At 32.4% G+C, this 20128-nt stretch carries 20 protein-coding genes; 5 read left to right on the forward strand and 15 right to left on the reverse strand.

The window, feature by feature from the left end; translation table 11 throughout:
* Positions 1–28: 28 nt before the first annotated feature.
* The gene (locus B8965_RS02495; protein ID WP_084052292.1) at positions 29–241 is read right to left on the reverse strand and encodes a 4Fe-4S binding protein; all 213 of its coding nucleotides are present in this window, start codon (positions 239–241) and stop codon (positions 29–31) included.
* Positions 242–478: 237 nt separating this feature from the next.
* Between B8965_RS02495 and B8965_RS02500 the strand changes: the two genes are divergently transcribed.
* The gene (locus B8965_RS02500) at positions 479–691 is read left to right on the forward strand and encodes a transcriptional regulator (protein ID WP_084052293.1); all 213 of its coding nucleotides are present in this window, start codon (positions 479–481) and stop codon (positions 689–691) included.
* Between the two features lie 5 nt (positions 692–696).
* Here B8965_RS02500 and B8965_RS02505 read toward each other — a convergent pair whose 3' ends face one another.
* The 4 genes from B8965_RS02505 to B8965_RS02520 form a co-directional block, all read right to left on the reverse strand.
* A complete protein-coding gene (locus tag B8965_RS02505) occupies positions 697–1302 on the reverse strand; it encodes a hypothetical protein (protein WP_084052294.1) in 606 nt (201 codons plus the stop codon).
* 215 nt (positions 1303–1517) lie between these two features.
* Positions 1518–1910 carry a phospholipase D-like domain-containing protein gene (locus B8965_RS02510; protein WP_084052295.1) on the reverse strand — a complete coding sequence of 131 codons (393 nt, stop codon included), beginning with the start codon at positions 1908–1910 and terminating at the stop codon, positions 1518–1520.
* Positions 1911–1921: 11 nt separating this feature from the next.
* Positions 1922–2503: a phospholipase D-like domain-containing protein gene (locus B8965_RS02515; protein ID WP_159446253.1), complete on the reverse strand. Its 582-nt coding sequence runs from the start codon at positions 2501–2503 to the stop codon at positions 1922–1924.
* A 96-nt stretch (positions 2504–2599) separates the two neighbouring features.
* Entirely contained in the window at positions 2600–2992 is a 393-nt protein-coding gene (locus B8965_RS02520) for a YcxB family protein (protein ID WP_207651162.1), read from the reverse strand.
* Positions 2993–3132: 140 nt separating this feature from the next.
* Here B8965_RS02520 and B8965_RS02525 point away from each other — a divergent pair, with 140 nt between their 5' ends.
* Entirely contained in the window at positions 3133–3672 is a 540-nt protein-coding gene (locus B8965_RS02525; RefSeq protein WP_084052298.1) for a hypothetical protein, read from the forward strand.
* 123 nt (positions 3673–3795) lie between these two features.
* On the opposite strand, the gene B8965_RS02530 is transcribed toward B8965_RS02525, so the two are convergent.
* Both B8965_RS02530 and B8965_RS02535 read right to left on the reverse strand, forming a co-directional pair.
* Positions 3796–5844 carry a CocE/NonD family hydrolase gene (locus B8965_RS02530; RefSeq protein WP_084052299.1) on the reverse strand — a complete coding sequence of 683 codons (2049 nt, stop codon included), beginning with the start codon at positions 5842–5844 and terminating at the stop codon, positions 3796–3798.
* A gap of 64 nt (positions 5845–5908) precedes the next feature.
* Positions 5909–7456 carry a BCCT family transporter gene (locus B8965_RS02535; protein ID WP_084052300.1) on the reverse strand — a complete coding sequence of 516 codons (1548 nt, stop codon included), beginning with the start codon at positions 7454–7456 and terminating at the stop codon, positions 5909–5911.
* Between the two features lie 328 nt (positions 7457–7784).
* Between B8965_RS02535 and B8965_RS12650 the strand changes: the two genes are divergently transcribed.
* Positions 7785–8141: a DUF5658 family protein gene (locus B8965_RS12650; protein WP_084052301.1), complete on the forward strand. Its 357-nt coding sequence runs from the start codon at positions 7785–7787 to the stop codon at positions 8139–8141.
* A gap of 56 nt (positions 8142–8197) precedes the next feature.
* Positions 8198–9700, forward strand: coding sequence for a glycerol kinase GlpK (glpK, locus tag B8965_RS02545; protein WP_084052302.1), 1503 nt, complete (start codon positions 8198–8200; stop codon positions 9698–9700).
* Between the two features lie 101 nt (positions 9701–9801).
* Here glpK and carB read toward each other — a convergent pair whose 3' ends face one another.
* The 5 genes from carB to B8965_RS02570 form a co-directional block, all read right to left on the reverse strand.
* Complete coding sequence (carB, locus tag B8965_RS02550) at positions 9802–13017, reverse strand: carbamoyl-phosphate synthase large subunit (protein ID WP_084052303.1); 3216 nt, start codon at positions 13015–13017, stop codon at positions 9802–9804.
* 11 nt (positions 13018–13028) lie between these two features.
* On the reverse strand, positions 13029–14096 hold the full coding sequence (gene carA / locus B8965_RS02555; RefSeq protein WP_084052304.1) for a glutamine-hydrolyzing carbamoyl-phosphate synthase small subunit: 1068 nt from the start codon (positions 14094–14096) through the stop codon (positions 13029–13031).
* A 1-nt stretch (position 14097) separates the two neighbouring features.
* Positions 14098–15267: an aspartate aminotransferase family protein gene (locus B8965_RS02560; protein WP_341451572.1), complete on the reverse strand. Its 1170-nt coding sequence runs from the start codon at positions 15265–15267 to the stop codon at positions 14098–14100.
* A gap of 24 nt (positions 15268–15291) precedes the next feature.
* Positions 15292–16500, reverse strand: a complete 1209-nt coding sequence (argJ, locus tag B8965_RS02565) for a bifunctional glutamate N-acetyltransferase/amino-acid acetyltransferase ArgJ (protein WP_479723336.1) — start codon at positions 16498–16500, stop codon at positions 15292–15294.
* Between the two features lie 287 nt (positions 16501–16787).
* A complete protein-coding gene (locus B8965_RS02570; RefSeq protein WP_084052306.1) occupies positions 16788–17333 on the reverse strand; it encodes a hypothetical protein in 546 nt (181 codons plus the stop codon).
* 134 nt (positions 17334–17467) lie between these two features.
* Here B8965_RS02570 and B8965_RS02575 point away from each other — a divergent pair, with 134 nt between their 5' ends.
* Complete coding sequence (locus B8965_RS02575) at positions 17468–18211, forward strand: N-acetylmuramoyl-L-alanine amidase (RefSeq protein WP_084052307.1); 744 nt, start codon at positions 17468–17470, stop codon at positions 18209–18211.
* Between the two features lie 180 nt (positions 18212–18391).
* Here B8965_RS02575 and rpsI read toward each other — a convergent pair whose 3' ends face one another.
* The 3 genes from rpsI to truA form a co-directional block, all read right to left on the reverse strand.
* The gene (rpsI, locus tag B8965_RS02580; RefSeq protein WP_084052308.1) at positions 18392–18784 is read right to left on the reverse strand and encodes a 30S ribosomal protein S9; all 393 of its coding nucleotides are present in this window, start codon (positions 18782–18784) and stop codon (positions 18392–18394) included.
* 17 nt (positions 18785–18801) lie between these two features.
* Complete coding sequence (rplM, locus tag B8965_RS02585) at positions 18802–19230, reverse strand: 50S ribosomal protein L13 (RefSeq protein ID WP_278336318.1); 429 nt, start codon at positions 19228–19230, stop codon at positions 18802–18804.
* A 130-nt stretch (positions 19231–19360) separates the two neighbouring features.
* The gene (truA, locus tag B8965_RS02590) at positions 19361–20125 is read right to left on the reverse strand and encodes a tRNA pseudouridine(38-40) synthase TruA (RefSeq protein ID WP_084052309.1); all 765 of its coding nucleotides are present in this window, start codon (positions 20123–20125) and stop codon (positions 19361–19363) included.
* Between the last annotated feature and the right edge of the window lie 3 nt (positions 20126–20128).

The following is a 20128-nucleotide window of genomic DNA, read 5'->3' on the forward strand; positions in this document are numbered from 1 at the left end:
CTTTAATTAAGAATAAGCTTATTATTAGTTAATTATTCTTTTTTAAAGAAATCGCCTCTGAACAGCATATATCATAACAATGTCCACATCTGCGACAAATTTTATGATCTACTACAGCCTTTTCCTGAACAGTAATAGCATTTGCAGGACAAAGTAATTCACACTGAAAACAGGCAATACATTTATCTGTATCAATAACTATCTGCACGAAGTTTGAATAACTCTCATATCCATTTTTCATTTAATAAGTCCTCCTCTTTAGATTCCTGCTTCTATAATACACTAAAAATGTCCTATATGAAAATTCCATATAAATAAAAAAATACCTTCTAAGCTTTTTAAATAATAGCTAAAAGGTATTTTTTTCTTACTTTACATATTAAAGCAATATACTACTGTCTAATCATAAAAGGATTTTATATAGTTTGTATTGAATCCTTTTGAAAGATGTTTGATTACCGATTAGGGGTTGGTTAATATGTTTTTTGAATTTAAGAATCGAAATAAAACTATAAAAGAATTAAGAAAAAGCCAAAGCTATACTGCCTGGGAGCTTGCTTTTAAACTTAAAGTTGATACTGTAGATATTACACAAATAGACTACCTAAAATTTAAAGAAGTACCCGAACCAATTAAGTCTAAAATGCTGCCTCTTTTACGTGGTGATGATATGGATGAAATTCCTTGGTAGTGGAGTCATTTGATTTTTTTTACTTTTTCTTCTATTTCATTTTCAGTTAAAGAGTAATCATCTGAGGATAACCAGATTTCGTAAACATGATTATCCTTTTCATATGTCAATATTATTGTTTCAGCTGATATATTGTGCTCATCAAGTAAATTCATAGCCTTTTTGGCAACTGATATATGTTCAGCATTATCTACTAGATATATATTAATTTGAGTATATATCGCATCATTTGTAAAAAATTCTTTACCTAAACCTGTAACACTTTTTATTTTACTTTCGATCTCACTCATATAAAACACATTATTAATTTTAGAATTGTACCCGTTTTGGCTTTTACACTCAAGATAATCCTCATAAATATCCTGTGATTTAAAGCCCCTAGAAATCAAGAAAGGGGTATAGTCATCTAAGCAAGTTACCTCTGCATAAAAACTATCATAGATAGGATCAATCTTTGCAATTCCTACCGTAAATGAAAGGTCAGGATATTTTTCATCCAAATGTTTTACAAATTCTCCTCTTACGCTCACCAAAAAAATTAATGCTGTCAAAAGCAATATCATCAATATTCCAAGCACGCTGATTAAAAGTATTTTTGCTTTTTTATTCACCCAAATTCACCTCTAACTTAGATTAAGATTAAAAACTTGATAATCCTGTCTTTTCCTGAATATTATATAAAATATTTTTTATTACTGAGTTTTCTTTATAAGCTTCAAAATCTAAGGTGTATTCTGCATCTTCATTATTCCATATTCTTTTAAAATATTTTTCTACTTTTATAGTTCAGGGTTATCCACTGATAAAATTACTTTTAAATTTGTCTCTAGATTATAATCTCCAATATTTCTACGCCTCTCTCACTAGCCATTATTAATTCCTTTATAACTTGATGCTCTGCTAAATAAAACATAGCCATCTGAATTTTATCGCCATTTTGAGTGTCTTTAATCTCTTTAATTAATTCTTGTTTAATTTTACCTTCAGTAACAACTTGTGCTTTGTCTGCATCTTTCACAGGATAATTAACGCTAAAATTAAAAAGTTTGCCCCCAGAAAAATTCACAACATCATTTTCTGTTTTTAATAAATCATTAATTATTTCTCCCTTAACCGCTATGGCAATATTAGAATGATTGCTACTAGCATCATGTGGATTAAAAGAGGTGACTAGGGCTTCATTTTCAGTGATTAAAACCTTCCGATGATTGGCTTTCATATTTAATAATTTTAAATATGAAGGTAACGTAACATTAGGGGAATCTGGGCTAAAGGGATTAGGAAGTACCCTTCCCCTTTTGTATCTAGATTTTTAAATACTGGTCGCCATAACCCTGAATATAAAGGATTTGAATCTCTCATTTTTTCTAAATCAGTGATTACCACTTGAATACCATTATTTCTTAACCTTTCTAAATATTTCGAAGGATATGAACCATAAAAGATATTAATTTCATCCGTGATAAATACAATTTGTAAACCTGGAACCTTTTTCTTTTGTTCAATTAAACTATCTGTTAATTCACCAGAAATATTCTCATAACCATTTTCATGATCATAATCATCATTAAATAAAAACATATCTATTACAATAAAATTTTGGGCATTTTTAATCATCTTCTTAATTTTAGGGAAAATATGTTGTTCATGAACCAATGCTTCATTTTTCTCATAGGTTAAATCATAAATAAACTCAACCTCGCTATTTCTTATTTCTCCCTTTTGAGAAGCTCCTTTTGGTACAGTTGTTTTAAAACCATGATAAGAAATTACAACTATTAAGATAATTAAGATTATTCTATTCCAAGGCATACCTTTTATCTGATTTATAGGATAATATAGTTTCACCATATTGCTACTTATAAATTCTTATACTCTTTGAAGATGAGCCACTCTTCAACAGTTGGCTCATTGAATCATTGTCATATTTCTAAAAATGTCCAATTTATCTAAAAGATCCTCTTTATTTTCCTTAGTTAAATATCTTGTTGGAACTATATGTGCAGTAAATCCACTTAGATAAATAAGTATCATATCATCATAAACCTTTACTTCTTTTATACCTTCTCTTGATGTTATTTCAGTAGAGTGTTTATTAATAACCTTTATATCATTTTCTCCAATTATCATGGTATTTTTGCATATCATCGATGAATTATCTCCATCTTTTAACATGCCTGCTACCGATTTTCTTATTAACCTTTTGTGTTTTTTAGGAAACCCTACTACCCATATTATAATGAAAAATACAGCAATAATTGCCCAATAAAGTTTAGGTTGTTTAAATTTGATCCTTTTCATATCCAATATCTTTAACCCCATAACCTTCATCTCATCTCAATATTATCATCTTTATCTTAACAACCAATAGCTAACTAGTATATAATTACAAAGACTAATAAAATATGAAAAACGTCATTTATTCTGAAAGGGGTCTACATATGTTTAAAATCTTGGTTTTTATAACATTATTTATAACACTTATTAGCGTTGTAGTCAAAAAAGTCCTTAACCTTTTTAAGCAACAAAAAGAAGAACACGAAAAAAGAATGGCAATGCTTACAGAAAATTTAAAGTTTCAAGAGAAAATATTAGCTTCAATTAAAAACCCGGTAGCGGCAGCTGCTGTAGGCGGGGCGACAACAATGTTTTTATTAGATCAACTTACTAATGATAACAACTTAGAGCAACAGACTATTGACCAAATGCAAGATATGGATTTAGATCAATTACAGGAATTCGCTATGGAAAATAATTTTATGGAACAGGAAGATATGAACCATCTATTAGATGAATTTGACCCTTTCGACCCCTACACCAACCCGGGTATTGACATCGTTATAGATGAATCCTATCATGGAATTGACCATGGTTTAGATAATGATTTCCATGATGACTTTGATTATGGTTTTGATAATGATAGTTTCGATAATACTAATTTTGATAATGACTTTGGTGGTGGTTTTGGTAATGATTTTTAAACATTTGAATTTCAGGCAATATTATAATGATTGCTACTATTACCATTATAATGAAAAGCCCTATAAAACAGACCTTTTATCTGTTTTATAGGGTAATTTAATTTTACAATGAAGCGATTCAATTTAATTAAAATCCCTTGGAATTTCAGTTTCCCAAGTTTTCTTAAATATTTCTTGTTCATTTTCTAGGGCTATTAAAGTATTCGTTAAATAAAAATTCTTTTCATCACTTTTCATTTCACTAAAGGTTTTTAATTTAGTTTGCCACTCTTTTCTTCCTACTTTTAATTCCCATTCACAGGTTACACGAGCTGATAGGGGATCATTTTCGTTAATACTATAGGTATTTTTATTGATACTGCCATGTTCAATACCATTTTCGCTTAACTTTCTTTCACCCTCGTCTGAAAAGTCCTCTAATTTCCACTGACCTGTAATCATGTCTTGAGAAAGGTTTCTTGTCCTTTTTTCCTTTCTTAAAACTTCCATCTCCATTACCTGGGCAGTTTCAGGACCCGCAAAATTGGCACATGCACCATCTTCGTTTTGAGGTGTTCTAACTGGTAATGAGATGTGAGTATCTTCTCCAGAATATATTGTTAAATTAACTGGTTTAGGCGAAGGCCATGCTTGTGGCCAATAAGTTGGTGACACGGCTACCTCCAACTGGTGACCTTTTGGAATTTGTTGTCCTAAAGCATTTAACTTAATTGAAACAATATATTTTTCTCCTGGCACTAACTTTTCAGGATGTTCATGAGAATTCAGGTGGTTTAAATTTAATATTCCCCAGCTAATTAAAGTAGATTCACCCGTAGGCGCTTTATCACATAATCTTACGGCTAATAACGCATTTTCCTGATCAGAGGAAACCTTAACATTAAAAACAGGGTGACCTAATAGTTCAATTGTTTCGTCTAAGGGCTTTGAAGTAAAAACCACTGCTTTACCATTTTCAGCGCGTTGATCTGAGGGTAAGTCACCTGGTTGTCCAAAGGGACAAAATACGCCTGCATAAAATCCATGATTCTGGACACTTGGAATAATAAATTCTTCGCCTTCTTTGGCTTCATTTAAAAGCTGTCCTTGTGTTAGCCATAGAGATTTATTATTTACTGTAGTAGAAGGCCAATCTTTATCTCCCACCCATTTTCCAGGTCTTTCATCATAACTTACCTTTGGTAATTCACTATCTTGAATCCACGAAATTAATTTAGGTCCATCCATAATGCCAGTTTCTTTTCCTTTTAACCATTTATCCCACCATTTTAAGCACTCTTGTAAAAATCCAATAGCAGGTTCTGGTATCGCTACTTCAGGATATTCATGTGCCCATGGACCAATTAGACCCTTACTATTGGGTACATTTTCAATTATTCTAAATACCGCATTGGTATAACCATCTTGCCAGCCACTTACAGCAAAAACGGGAATTTCTAAATCAGAATAATCTTCACATACTGAACCATGCTTCCAATAAGCATCTCTTCTTTGATGTCTTACCCACTCTTCTACATGAGGAGGGGTATTTTCTAGTCTATCAAGCCAATTTTCCCTCCAAGATTCTCCAACTACCTCGGGATCCTGGGGCCTTGCATTATAAGCAAACATAGTTGATGCCCACCACAGCATATCGCTTGATAAAATAGTGCCCCCTTTATAATGCACATCATCAGCATAACGGTCATCAGTAGAACACAGGGTAATAATAGTTTTTAAAGCTGGATGTTTTCGTGCAGCTACTTGGAGACCGCTAAATCCACCCCATGATTTACCAATCATACCTATTGAACCTGTAGACCAGGACTGCTTTACTATCCAATCTAATACTTCTAAAGCGTCATCTTGCTCTTGTTTTAAATATTCATCTAATAAAATGCCATCTGAGTCGCCTGATCCCCTAATATCCACACGAATACACGCATATCCATGCCCTGCAAAATAAGGATGTCTTGCTGAGTCTCTAATAGCTGTAAAATCATTTTTACGATACGGAATATATTCTAAAATAGCTGGTACTGGATTTTCTTCTGCATCTTTTGGAAGCCAAATAGTTGCTGCTAATCTTGCTCCATCAGACATCGGAATCCAAATATGTTTGATTTTTTCTATTTCCCTAGGAAATTCTGTCATTATACTACGTTTTTGTGAATCTCTTATATTGAAAACCAACTATATCAACCTTTCTATTTATCAGTATAATTAAGACATATTAACCAATAGGCTACATGACTTCTTATTTCATCATTTTATCATCTCTAGAAATTGGCCCTTTATTATCAAGATAACCAAAATCTTCTTTTAACCATTTCATTACAGAACCAATTAATAAAAAGAATATAACTACTACTGGTATAGCTACCAACACTGAAGAGGTTTGGATTACATTTAACCCACCAATTTTTAACAAAGATAAAGCCATAAAAGCCAATACAGCAGCCCATAACAATCTATGCCAGCGGGCTGGTTCTTCACCATCTTTTAATTCTTTGGTAGCAATAGCTGATAATATATAAGTAGCAGAATCTAAAGATGTAGCTAAAAATATAAATGCTAAAACTAAAAATACAGGTAGTATTAATTGACTTAAAGGCAATGTTTTAAATAATGCAACAATAGCAGCTGGTCCACCACTTGTATTAGCAATATCAGTTAACGATACTATACCATTTGTCTCTAGATGAATAGCATACCCACCGAAAACAGCAAAATATACCCACCCACCAATTGGGCCCCAAACTAAACCTGTGGTAATGAATTCTCTAATTGTACGACCTTTAGAAATACGAGCTACAAAAAGTCCCATAAATGGCGCAGTTGCAGCAAACCAAGCCCAGTAAAATACTGTCCAACTTTGTGGAAAGCCACCTTTTACAAAAGGATCAGTTGAAAAACTCATGCGAACAATATTTTGCATCATTAACCCAAAACTATTAGTAAAGTTTGATAAAAGAAATAGTGTTGGACCAACTAAAAATACAAAAATTGCTATTCCTATGGCAAGGTATATATTTATATCACTTAGCTTTTGAATTCCTTTAAGCCCAAAGAAAACACTAGTACCAAAAATAATAGTCCAAATTATTACAATTGCTACACTTAACTCAAATGATTGAGGAATGCTGAAAATTTCACTTACTATTTCTGAAACCATAGGCACACCTAATCCTAATGAAGTTCCAAGTCCTCCAACTAAACCCCATATAATCATAATATCAATTATTTTACCTATTAATCCATCAGCATGTTTACCTAATATACCTTTACAAGCTGTGCTTATTTTTAAGGAAGGTTGTTTACGAACATAAAATGAGTATGCAATCGCAACTCCTGGTATCCAGTAAATAGCCCAGGCGGTGAATCCCCAATGAAATAAACCATAGGCAAGAGCCCATTCATTAGCAGCATTAGAAAAAGGTTCAATGCCAAAGGGAGGCCCACCCATATAGTAAACAGGCTCCATAATAGACCAAAACATTATGCTTGTACCCATTCCAGCACAAAACATCATAGCAATCCAGCTAATCTTAGAAAATTCAGGTTTATCTTCTGGTCCCCCTAGCTTTATACGTCCATATTTACCAAAGGCTAACCAAATTAACCACAGAAAAACTCCAACAGTTAAATATTCAAATAACCAGTCAAAATTATAGGTAATAGAAGTTAACAGATTATTTAAAACTGGTTCCGCTGTTTCAGTATTCATTGCTAGTGCCAAAGTAACCCCTATTATCACCAGTAACGATGGCCAAAATATTTTTGCATCAATGTTAGATTTATTCATATAATTCCCCCTTGTTGAAAATGTTTTAATTATAAAAAGGTTTGGAAACATAACCTTACAACCTGCACTCAATCCTTATCTGATAAGTTGTAGGTTATATGTTACTATACTTAGGTTTATCTGACAAGTCCTAACGCACACCTTTTTGTTATAATACATAAATATATTTATTCTCTGTTATAGTAAATGTATATTTTAACAGCTAATTTATAATTTTCACTCATCTATAACGTATATATCGCTTGTAAATACTAAGATGCAGTAAGGTGTTTAATTTTTTCCCTCTAGGGAATACTCCATAATAAGTATGATTTCAAGGAGTATTATTATGCAGCTTACTAAACGATTAAATTTTAAAATAAATTTTTCAGCCAATTTTATCTTAACCTTATTATTTATTTTGATGATGCTTGACTATTTAATAACTTATTATGGGATGCACTCTTTAGGAGTTCTTGAGGAAAGTAATGCTCTTATGGTGCGATTTATGAAACTACCTTTGAGCCAAGGTTTAATCCTTAGAACTTTGTACTGTGTAATTTTTATTTCTTTATTCAAATATGTAGAGCGTTCTAAAACTCGCTTGGCATTCCAAAAAATTCTACTAATACCCTTAAGTATACAATTAATTCCTATTTCTCTGCATATTAGCTGGTTTTATCAATATCTGAATTTCTACAGTTAATAATCCATGGTATTATTAATGTATTAGAAACTAACTGTATGTAAGGAAGGGATTAGATGCAGAAAAATTATATCTTAGCCTTAGACCAAGGTACTACCAGCTCTAGAGCTATAATATTTAATCATCAAGGTGAATTAATTAATATGGCTCAAAAAGAATTTACCCAAATCTATCCTAAAAGCGGTTGGGTTGAGCATGATCCTATGGAAATATGGGCCACTCAAAGTGCTATGGCTCGGGAAGTTCTAGAACGAACTGGTATCAGGCCTACTGAAGTAGCCGCTATAGGTATCACAAATCAAAGAGAAACAACTATTGTATGGGATAAAAGTACAGGTAAGCCTATTTGTAATGCTATTGTTTGGCAATGCAGGAGAACTGCTCATATTTGTGATGAATTAAAAGAAAAAGGATTAAAAAGTTATATCAAAGAAAACACGGGACTTGTTATCGATGCTTATTTTTCAGGAACAAAAATAAAATGGATACTTGATAATGTTAAAGGAGCAAGAGAAAAGGCGGTTAAAGGGGAATTATTATTCGGTACTGTTGATACATGGCTAATATGGAACCTTACTAGAGGTAAAGTGCACGTAACGGACTACTCTAATGCCTCAAGAACAATGCTCTTTAATATTAAGAGTCTATCATGGGATGAAAAAATACTAAAAGAATTAGACATCCCTTTATCCATGTTACCAGAAGTTAAACCTTCCAGTGAAATTTATGGTCTTACAGATGAAAAAACCTTTGGTGGAGCAGAAATACCGATTGCAGGTATAGCAGGTGATCAACAAGCTGCTTTATTTGGCCAAGGATGCTTTGAACCTGGAATGGCTAAAAATACCTATGGAACTGGTTGCTTTATGTTAATGAATACAGGTGATAAAATAATTTCATCTAACAATGGACTTTTAACAACGATAGCTTGGGGACTAAATGGTAAAGTAACCTACGCTTTAGAAGGGAGTATATTTATAGCAGGTGCTATTATTCAGTGGTTAAGAGATGAATTAAAATTGATTGATGATGCTAAAGATAGTGAATATTTTGCTACCAGAGTAAAAGATAATAATGGCGTTTATGTAGTTCCTGGTTTCGTTGGTTTAGGTGCACCTTATTGGGACATGTATGCTAGAGGAAGTATTTTAGGCCTTACTCGAGGAGCTAATAGAGATCACATTATTAGAGCATCTTTAGAATCAATAGCATATCAAACCAGGGATGTCCTAGAAGCCATGCAAGAAGATTCAGGTATAAATCTCAAGGCTTTAAAAGTTGATGGTGGGGCAGTTATTAATAATTTTTTAATGCAATTTCAATCTGATATTTTAAATGTCAGCGTAGATCGCCCTAAAGTTATAGAAACAGCCGCACTTGGGGCAGCATATTTAGCTGGTTTAGCTGTAGGCTTTTGGGAAACACAAGAAGAAATCGCTGAAAAATGGTCAGTTGATAAAATATTTAAACCTTATATGAAAAATGAACTAAGGGAAAAATTTTATTCTGAATGGACAAAGGCTGTGGGTAGGTCGTTAAACTGGGAAAATCCCAATTAATAGATAATTTCTTTTGCTATATAAAAAATGTCCCTACTTGATATAGTTTAGAATCAAGTAGGGAAGAATAAATAGTCAGAAATTTAAATTAAATACTTTTATTACACCATATTACTACAATAATTCCAGCCTTCTTTATTATTGGATAAGTATTCTTTAATTGGTTGATACTTAAGATCTTTGAAATTTATATCAGTTGTCTCTAAAAAAGCCTGCGCTGTATCTAGAGATGTAAAACATGGAATAAAGTTATCTGCTGCTAGTCTTCTCATTTTAAAGCCTAATGTTTTTTGACTTTTTCCTTTAGAAGGAGTATTTATAACTAAATGGACTTTACCTTCTTTGATAGATTCTAATGGGTTTTCAACTAAGATACCATTTACCCCGTGCTCATTTAGAAATTTTGCTGTATTATTAGTTGCTAAAATCTGAAATCCTTTAGACTCTAATCCTAGGACAATTGGTAGGGCTTCTTCTAAGTCTCTTTTAGCTACCGATACTAAGACACTTCCGCTACCAGGCAATCTTTTACCGCTAGCTGTTATGGCTTTATACAAAGCGCAGCCAAAATTATCATCTATTCCTAAAACTTCTCCTGTTGATTTCATTTCCGGGCCTAACGAAGTTTCTACTTGTGATAATTTTTCAAAAGAAAACACTGGAGATTTTACAACTACATAATTAGGCTCAGGCCAAAGTCCTTCTGAATATCCTAATGATTTAAACTTTCTACCAAGCATAGCCCAAGTAGCTAGTTTAATTAATGGAAGTCCTGTAACTTTACTTAAAATCGGAACAGTTCTAGAGGCCCTTGGATTAACTTCTATTACATAAGCTTGTTCATTTGCTATAACAAACTGAATATTATATATCCCTTTAATCTTTAGTCCTTTTCCTATCATCTTAGTATACTTAATTACCTTATCTTTAATATTTTTACTTACATCTTGAGTAGGGTAAACAGCCATACTATCTCCTGAATGAACCCCTGCTCTTTCTATGTGTTCCATTATTCCTGGAATAATTACTGTTTCACCATCACAAATAGCATCAACTTCTATTTCTTTTCCTTCGATATATTTATCTATCAAAATTGGTTTATTAAAAGAAATATCTACAGCTGACTCTACATATTGAATAAGTTCCTCCATATTATATACTACTTTCATAGCCCTACCACCTAATACGTAAGAAGGGCGAACAAGTAGAGGAAACCCTAATTCATTTGCAATATTTTCTACTTCATTAACCTTTGTAGCTGTTTTACCTTTAGTTTGAGGTATTTCTAATTCTTTTAAAAACCTTTCGAATTTCTTGCGATCTTCAGCGATATCGATATTTTCTACGGTTGTGCCGAAAATATTAATTCCTTTAGCACTAAGTTTTTCAGCTAAATTTATTGCCGTTTGACCACCAAATTGTACAATAACTCCTTTTGGTTTTTCTTCATTAATAATATTAACAACATCCTCTAAATCTAAAGGATCAAAATATAAACGATCCGATGTATCAAAGTCAGTACTAACAGTTTCTGGATTATTATTGATAATAATTGCTTCAAAACCAGCTTCACGAAGTGCCCACACAGCATGAACTGAACAATAGTCAAATTCAATTCCTTGCCCTATTCTAATTGGCCCTGATCCTAAAACAATAACCTTATCTTTATTACTTTTCTTTAATTCATTTTCTTGTTCATAACATGAATAATAATAAGGCGTTCTTGCAGTAAATTCTCCAGCACATGTATCTACAGACTTATAAACAGGCTTAGGATTATTTTCCATTCGTAATTTAGTAACTTCGTCAATATCAATGCCTTTTAGATTAGCAATATAAGCATCACTAAATCCCATTCTTTTAGCTTTAATTAATAATTCTTGTTTTAAGGATTCATTCTTTATGCTAAATTCCATATCAATAATATTTTTAATTTTAGCCAAGAAAAATTTATCTATTAGAGTTAAAAGTCCAACTTCTTTAATAGGCCAATTTCTTCTAAAAGCCTCAGCTATGATGAATAGCCTTTCATCATCTGCATATTTTAATCTATTTTCTAGTTCAACATCCGAAAGACTTCCTGAATTTTTTAAAAGCAATCCATTTTCTCCTGTTTCTAAAGATCTTACTGCTTTTAAAAGACTCGCTTCTATGGTGCGCTCAATTGCCATTACTTCGCCCGTGGCTTTCATCTGAGTACCAAGGAGTCTATTAGCCGTTGGAAATTTATCAAAAGGCCATCTAGGGATTTTAGTTACTACATAATCTATACTAGGCTCAAAGCAAGCACTCGTTGTTCCTGTAATTGGATTCTTTAATTCATCTAAGCTATACCCAATAGCAATCTTAGTAGCAATTTTTGCAATTGGATATCCTGTAGCCTTTGATGCTAATGCACTTGATCTAGATAAACGTGGATTTACTTCAATTACAACATAATTATTACTTTTAGGGTCAAATCCAAATTGAATATTACAACCACCTTCAATTTCAAGGCTCCTAATAATTTTAATAGCTGCTTTTCTGATTATTTGAAATTGTTTATTCGTCAGGGTTTGAGTAGGGGCAAAGACAATACTATCACCAGTATGAATTCCCATAGGATCAAAATTTTCCATACTACAAATAATTATGCAATTATTTTTTCTATCACGCATAATTTCAATTTCAATTTCCTTCCACCCTAAAATGCCTTGTTCTAACAGAACCTGACCAATTCTACTTGCATGTAAACCCAAACTCACAATTGCTTCTAATTCTTGCTCATTTCTCGCTAGGCCTCCCCCTGTTCCTCCAAGAGTATAAGCTGGCCTAATTATAACTGGAAATCCTACCTCTTTAGCAAAAACTTTAGCTTCTTCTACTTTGGTAATAATAACACTTTTTGGAATAGGCTCGTTTAATAAAATCATTGTATCTTTAAATTCTTCTCTATCTTCTGACTTTTTTATCGCTGTTAAACTAGTTCCTAATAATTCTACCTTATATTTCTCTAAAACCTTCGCATCAGATAATTCACAGGCAAGATTTAAACCAGTTTGCCCACCAAGACCAGGTATAATACCATCAGGCCTTTCTTTTTCTATAATTTTAGTTAATGTTTCCAGGTTTAAAGGCTCGATATATACTTTATTAGCTATATTTTCATCAGTCATAATAGTAGCTGGATTACTATTTACTAAAACTACTTCTATACCTTCTTCTTTTAAAGACTTACAAGCCTGAGTACCTGCATAGTCAAATTCTGCTGCTTGCCCAATGATAATTGGCCCAGATCCAATAACCATTATCTTTTTTAAATCTTTTCTTTTCGGCATCTAAGTTCCTCCTAACCATTTATCACTTTTTTAAATTCTGTATATACATAGGCACAATCTTCATAACCTTGATTAATATTAGGATGATATTGAACCGAAAATATTGGCAAACTTTTATGCTTTATTCCTTCAATAGTATTATCATTTAAATTTATATGTGTAACTATTAAATCTCCTGGTAAATCTTCAATATTAACTGCATATCCATGAATTTGATTTGTTATATATACCCTGTCATGAATTAAATCCTTAACTGGATGATTTGCTCCCCTATGGCTAGCTTTAAGTCTATAAGTATCTGCCCCTAAGGAAAGACAAAGTAATTGATGACCTAGCCCTACCCCCAAAATAGGGATTTCATTAATCAGAGACTTAATAGTTTCTATACTTTCATTCATATCCTTGGGATTACCTGGTCCATTAGATAAAAACACTCCTGCTGGATCTAGCTTCATTATCTCACTTACTTTTGTAGTTCTAGGCATAATATAAAGGTCAAAATCTTGCTCTTTTAAGCCCTGTAAAATGCTATTTTTAAGTCCATAATCTAAACAAACAACCTTTGCACCTTTACCTGGAATATGACTAATTTCTGAAGTTATTGAATTTGAATCTTGTGAACACTCTTTTTTGTTATCTGTTTTTTCTATAAACCGAGCTATCTCCTCTTTAGGAAAATCATTATTTGTTATAATTCCTTTCATACTTCCTTTTGCACAAATAAGTCTGGTTAATGCTCGTGTATCTATACCAGATATGCCGATAATTTTATGCTTATTTAAATATTCCTTCAAACTTTCTTTAGCTTGATAATTATTGTAATATTCACACTTTTCCCTGAGTATCAAACCCTTAATACAAGGTTTGATCGTTTCAAAGTCTGAATCGTTAATTCCATAATTGCCTACGACCGGATATGTGAGCAAAACAATTTGTCCTTCATAAGATGGATCTGTTATAATCTCCTGATATCCTACCATAGATGTGTTGAGAACTATTTCACCAGATATGATCCCTTCGCATCCAAAAATTTCGCCTGTAAAACATGAACCATCTTCTAAAATTAGTTTTCCGTTCATATTAAACCTCCCCAAAGGCCTCGTCTAAAATCTCTATTGCTAAATCGATCTCTTTAATTGTAGCAGTTAATGGAGGCACAAATCGTAAAGTTTGCCCTGCTATCCCATTAATAATTAATCCTTTTTCAAAACATAAATTAACTATGTCCTGTGCATTAATATCTATGTCGCAACCTATCATTAAACCAAGACCTTTTACTTTTTTAATGCATGCATATTTTTCTTTTAAGCTATTTAATTTCCCTCTGAAATATTCTCCTTTATCTACAACTTCTTGCATGAATTTATCATCAAAGATTTTTTCACATATGGCTAAGCTACCACTAGTTACTAAAGGGTTACCACCAAAGGTTGAGCCATGGTCTCCTGGTTTAAATACATTTGCAATTTCATCTTTCGCAAGTATTGCGCCTATCGGTAAACCCCCACCTAATCCTTTCGCTAGAGAAATTATATCTGGATTTAAGTCAAAGTTTTCATATGCAAATCTTTTTCCAGTACGCCCCATCCCGGTTTGGACTTCATCTATAATAAATAATAAGTTATTGTCTTTACATATTTTTTCTACTTCTTTTAAATATTCTTCATTTGGAACATTTACGCCACCTTCACCTTGAATAACCTCGAGTAAAACAGCACAGGTCTTAGGACCAATAGTGTTTTTAAGTTTTTCCACATCCCCAAAAGGAACATGTAAAAAGCCATCTACTTTAGGTAAAAAATCTTTGTGGAACTTTTCTTGACCAGTTGCTCCTAAAGTAGCCAAGGTACGACCATGAAAGGATTTTTCCATAGTAATTATTTCATAGCGTCCATTTCCCCATTTTCTAGCTAATTTTATTGCCGCTTCGTTAGCTTCAGCTCCACTATTACAAAAAAAGACTTTATCAAAAATAGAGTTTTCTACTAGTTTTTTAGCTAGTTTTATTTGTGGTTCAATCCAATATAGGTTTGAACAATGAAGAAGTTTCTCAGCTTGTTCTTTAATTGCTTCTACTAATTCCTTTGGACAATGGCCTAAATTGTTCACTGCTATACCTGCTACAAAATCAAGATACTTCTTCCCCTCGCTATCCCACACATAAGAGCCTTCACCTTTTACTATTACCTTTGGTATACGGCCATAGTTATTAAAAATATACTCTTTTCCCATTTCTACTAAATTTTCCATGTCATTCACCTCTAAATAAATATTTTAAGAACGATATTCACCATTAATTCGAACATATTCATATGATAAGTCGCATCCCCAAGATTTAGCACTATAAGTACCTAAGTTTAAATCTACTTTAACTTTGACATCCTTTTCTTTTAAAACTTCTAAGGCTTTATCTTCATCAAATGCTAGCCCCGTGCCTGCTTTAGCCATTAAAAGATTTCCCAAATATACATCAACCTTTAATGGATCTATCTCAGCACCTGAGTAACCAAGAGCTGTCACTATCCTGCCCCAATTGGCATCTTCACCAAACATAGCTGTTTTTACTAGATTAGAAGAACAAATAGATTTAGCTCCTAATCTTGCATCTTCTAAAGATAAGGCTCCTATTACTTCTACTTCCAAAAGTTTAGTTGCTCCTTCGCCATCTTTAGCAATTAATTTAGCTAACTCTGTGCATACATGAGTAATAGCATTTTTAAAAGCATCTAAATTTTCACTATTAGTGTTTATTTCCTCATTATTAGCCATACCATTAGCCATTATAACTACCATATCATTTGTGCTAGTATCACCATCGACAGAAATCATATTAAATGATGCCTTTACAGCTTCTTTCAAAATACCATCTAAACAATTTTCTTCTATATTTGCATCTGTTGTTATAAATCCAAGCATTGTAGCCATGTTAGGATGAATCATTCCGGATCCTTTAGCCATCGCACCTATTTTTACATCACAATTTCCAATCCTTACTGTATAAGCTAACTCTTTCATTACAGAATCTGTTGTCATTATAGCCTCAGCTGCATCAATGTTTCCATCTTTAGCAACTATCTTTGCTGCTTCAATGATTCCATTTTTAACATTTTTCATAGGAAGAGGAACACCAATTACACCTGTTGAAGCTACTACTACATCCAGCTCATTTATATTTAAGACTTCTCCAGTTATTAAAGCCATTTGTTTTGCATCTTCTAAACCTTGTGCACCCATACATGCATTTGCTACGCCACTATTAATTACAATAGCACTTGCTCTTTTATTAGCTAAATTCTCCCCAGTTACTATTAAAGGAGCTGCTTTAAATTTATTTATTGTATAAACACTGGTTGCCTTACAAAGTACTTCAGAGCAAACAATTGCAACGTCCTTTTTGCCATTTTTTTTAATTCCGGCACTTATACCACTTGCCTTAAATCCTTGGGGAGCTGTTATCCCACCTTTAATTAACTCCACCTTGATCCCTCCATTTATATAATTAAATTTTAATATACTAATTTAGTGTTTTTATAATTATACATTTATATGAATAATTATTCAATCCTTTTCTCGTAAATAAACTAATTAATTATAAAAAATTAATTAAATTTAATTATAAATGTTACTTATTACTGAATTATGTATATGGGTTTAAATCCTAAAAGACCTTTACATTTTAATGCGAAATATATACATCTTCCTTTTGACAAAATAAGCGTATCATGTATAAAAAAAGAAGACTTTGGTTATTAACCAAAGCCTTCTTTTTTCTATTTTGCCCATTTCACACTCGCTATAACCTGTTTAATTACTTCATGTAAACCTTGATCTATTTTATCTCCATTAACTAAGAAAGAAATTCTTAACACTTCCTTACTGCCTTCCTTTTTTAGAAAATACTCTTGTGATGTAATAGTTCTATCATTTTGAAAAGTTGCCGTCCACTTTACTAAAAACCCTTCAAGATTATTTATCTTAATCCTTTCCTTAGTATATTCTATAAAATTATATACACTTGTAGATTTACTAGAATCTAAAAACTTTTCCAAATTATCCACATTCCATACTTGAATATGTCCCCAATAGTTCAGTTTTTTATCATTTAAATAACTACTAAATACCACCTCTCTCTTATCTTCGATAATGTCTTCTTTAACAGTAGTTGTTGCTGGAATACTTAGCGTGATTGGTAAATCAGTTAACGTATACTCCTGTAAATTAACTGTACTTCTCTTTTCATCACTCATTCTCGCAGTTAGGGTAGACGCCACAATAATTAATAACACTCCACCAATAATAAGCCATCTTTTTTTCATAATATTTATTTCCTTTAAATTTGATCTTACTCTAAGATATTACTTTTATCATAAATATTATGACACCTTTTTTTACTCATATTTTTTCAAATAATGAATAATCATTACTACTTATACTATGTAAGGGTGATTTGATGAAACTTAAGTTATCTTATAATTCCAAAAAGGTTATATTGTTCGGCACAGTTTTAAGTATTTTTGTAGTATCATGTTTTACTTATCTATTTTATAGTTATGGAAAGGAAACTGAGCATTTGGAAACACTTTCTTGGGTTGTTGCAGGGAAAAAGGTAGTAATTGATCCAGGTCATGGTGGGATATTTCCGGGAAAAATTAATGATGATAACATCATGGAAAAAGACGTCAATTTAGCAGTATCCAAACAGTTACAATTTATACTCCAAGAAGCTGGAGCTAGAGTTTTATTAACTCGGGAAGATGATTCTGACTTAGTAGATCCAAATGAAAATGGTAAATTAATTCAAAAGTTACGTACTGATTTACAAAAAAGGGTACAAATAGCTAAGGACAATGAAGCAGACTTGTTTATATCTATCCATTGCAACAGTATCCCTTCGCCTAAATGGCAAGGTGCTCAAACCTTTTATGATCCACATAATGAAGAAAGCAAATTGATTGCGACAAATATTCAAAAAGAAATCATTGCTCAACTCAAAAACACTAAGCGTCAAGCACTCGCTCGTCAAGATACCTTTTTGTTCGAAAATCTTGAAATACCAGCTATTATCATCGAATTAGGATTTCTATCTAATCCTGAAGAATCAGACCTTTTAAATAGCTCGGAGTACCAATATCGCATTGCTTATGCAATTCATTCTGGACTTATTAAACACTTAGCTGAAAAGAGCCCAAAATAGTTGTGTAATAATTATTACTAAGTTATATATTAATTTTGTGGTAACTTTGCTTTAGTTGTGTGTTAACTACGTTTTGGTTATGCGTTAGATATCGATATAAATCAGCGTATTTTCATAGACATTTAGACAGAAGAAAACCCCGTAAACTTAGTGTTTGCGGGGTTTTTGTTTTTGCTAATATTAACGTTTTGAGAACTGAGGTGAACGTCTTGCACCTCTTAAACCATATTTCTTTCTTTCTTTCATTCTTGGATCTCTTGTTAAGAAACCTGCAGATTTTAAAACAGGACGTAAGTTTTCATCAGATTCGATTAAAGCTCTTGCAATACCTAATCTAATAGCACCAGCTTGGCCAGTTGCTCCTCCACCTTGTACTTTACAGATAACATTAAATCTACCTTCAGTTTCTGTAAGCATTAATGGTTGCTTAACGATCATTTCTAATGTTCTTTTGCATAGGTAATCAAAAACTTCTTTACCGTTAACGATTATTTGTCCATCACCAGGTACTAGTCTTACTCTTGCTATAGAAGATTTACGACGACCTGTTCCATAGTATTGTACTTTATTCACTAGTAAGCCTCCTTCTCTTAACCTAAGTTTTCAGGTTTTTGAGCTTGATGAGGATGTTCAGATCCTCTATAAACATTTAACTTTTTATACATTTGTCTACCCAAACGATTATGTGGAAGCATACCTTTAATTGCATGCTCAACAGCTAATTCAGGTTTTTTACTTAATAATTCTCTATAAGGCATAGTCTTAAGACCACCCACAAAACGAGAATGATGATAATATGTCTTTTGATCTAATTTGTTACCAGTTAAAACAACTTCACTTGCATTAATAACAATTACATGATCGCCACAATCAACATTCGGAGTATAAGTTGGTTTATGTTTACCTCTTAAAATTGTTGCAGCCTCTGTTGATAATTTACCTAAAGTTTTACCAGCAGCGTCAATGATGTACCATTTTCTTTCAACTTCACTTGGCTTTGCCATGTAAGTAGTACGCACTTGCTTTCCCTCCCTAATATCTAAGGTCCAAATTATTTATAAGTTTATGTGTCACAATCCGGGGCTCTGGATCATTAACCACAAAATAGGCATATTAGTATTCTAATACACGGTACCAGCTGTGTCAATATTATTCTTCATAATTAATAGGAGAATAATATACTTCTTTTAAACAGAGTCCATGTGGTGGTGCCTTTTTACCTAATAAATTACGATTAGTAGTTTCTAGAGCTTCTTCTATGCATGATATATCTAGTCTGCCCCTACCTATATCTATCAGTGCTCCTACTATTATTCTAACCATATTATATAAAAATCCGTTTCCACTTATACTAACCTGCCAGTGGTTACCATTCTTAATTAGATCAATATCATAGATAGTTCTTTCAAACGTTTTCACATTAGATCCTGAAGATGAAAAGGCTTTAAAATTATGCGTTCCTTTTAAAAGGGTGCAAGCTGCCTCCATTTTTTCAAAATCTAATTGATATGGAACGAAATAAGAATACAATCTGTAAAAAGGAGATGGAGTTACCCCCTGATAAAAAGAATATACATATTTTTTTCCAAATGCATGATATTGAGCATGAAAATTCAAATCTACCTCTTCAGCTTTTAAGGCAATAATATCTCTAGGCAATCTGTGATTTAATGCTAACGCTATTTTTTCAACTGGAATAACTGAAGTTGTAAAGAAACTAACAACTTGTCCCTCAGCATGAACACCACCATCAGTTCTACCCGATCCCCTTACCTTTATAGGCTCCTTGAAGACTTTTGCTAAGCATAGTTCTAACTTTCCTTGAATTGTGTCAATATTTCTACCAGCTTGTCTTTGAAACCCATAATAATTTGTACCATCATATTGTATTGTAAGTTTAATATTTCTTTTCATTTT

It is taken from the genome of Desulfonispora thiosulfatigenes DSM 11270 (genome assembly GCF_900176035.1).
Lineage (GTDB): Bacteria > Bacillota > Peptococcia > Peptococcales > Desulfonisporaceae > Desulfonispora > Desulfonispora thiosulfatigenes.

Excerpts from the sequence above, each read along its gene's own strand:
- B8965_RS02495 (WP_084052292.1), bottom strand. The coding sequence starts at position 241 with ATGAAAAATGGATATGAGAGTTATTCAAACTTCGTGCAGATAGTTATT.
- B8965_RS02500 (WP_084052293.1), top strand. The coding sequence starts at position 479 with ATGTTTTTTGAATTTAAGAATCGAAATAAAACTATAAAAGAATTAAGA.
- B8965_RS02510 (WP_084052295.1), bottom strand. The coding sequence starts at position 1,910 with ATGAAAGCCAATCATCGGAAGGTTTTAATCACTGAAAATGAAGCCCTA.
- B8965_RS02515 (WP_159446253.1), bottom strand. The coding sequence starts at position 2,503 with ATGCCTTGGAATAGAATAATCTTAATTATCTTAATAGTTGTAATTTCT.
- B8965_RS02520 (WP_207651162.1), bottom strand. The coding sequence starts at position 2,992 with ATGAAAAGGATCAAATTTAAACAACCTAAACTTTATTGGGCAATTATT.
- B8965_RS02525 (WP_084052298.1), top strand. The coding sequence starts at position 3,133 with ATGTTTAAAATCTTGGTTTTTATAACATTATTTATAACACTTATTAGC.
- B8965_RS02535 (WP_084052300.1), bottom strand. The coding sequence starts at position 7,456 with ATGAATAAATCTAACATTGATGCAAAAATATTTTGGCCATCGTTACTG.
- B8965_RS12650 (WP_084052301.1), top strand. The coding sequence starts at position 7,785 with ATGCAGCTTACTAAACGATTAAATTTTAAAATAAATTTTTCAGCCAAT.
- glpK (WP_084052302.1), top strand. The coding sequence starts at position 8,198 with ATGCAGAAAAATTATATCTTAGCCTTAGACCAAGGTACTACCAGCTCT.
- carB (WP_084052303.1), bottom strand. The coding sequence starts at position 13,017 with ATGCCGAAAAGAAAAGATTTAAAAAAGATAATGGTTATTGGATCTGGG.
- carA (WP_084052304.1), bottom strand. The coding sequence starts at position 14,096 with ATGAACGGAAAACTAATTTTAGAAGATGGTTCATGTTTTACAGGCGAA.
- B8965_RS02560 (WP_341451572.1), bottom strand. The coding sequence starts at position 15,267 with ATGGAAAATTTAGTAGAAATGGGAAAAGAGTATATTTTTAATAACTAT.
- B8965_RS02570 (WP_084052306.1), bottom strand. The coding sequence starts at position 17,333 with ATGAAAAAAAGATGGCTTATTATTGGTGGAGTGTTATTAATTATTGTG.
- B8965_RS02575 (WP_084052307.1), top strand. The coding sequence starts at position 17,468 with ATGAAACTTAAGTTATCTTATAATTCCAAAAAGGTTATATTGTTCGGC.
- truA (WP_084052309.1), bottom strand. The coding sequence starts at position 20,125 with ATGAAAAGAAATATTAAACTTACAATACAATATGATGGTACAAATTAT.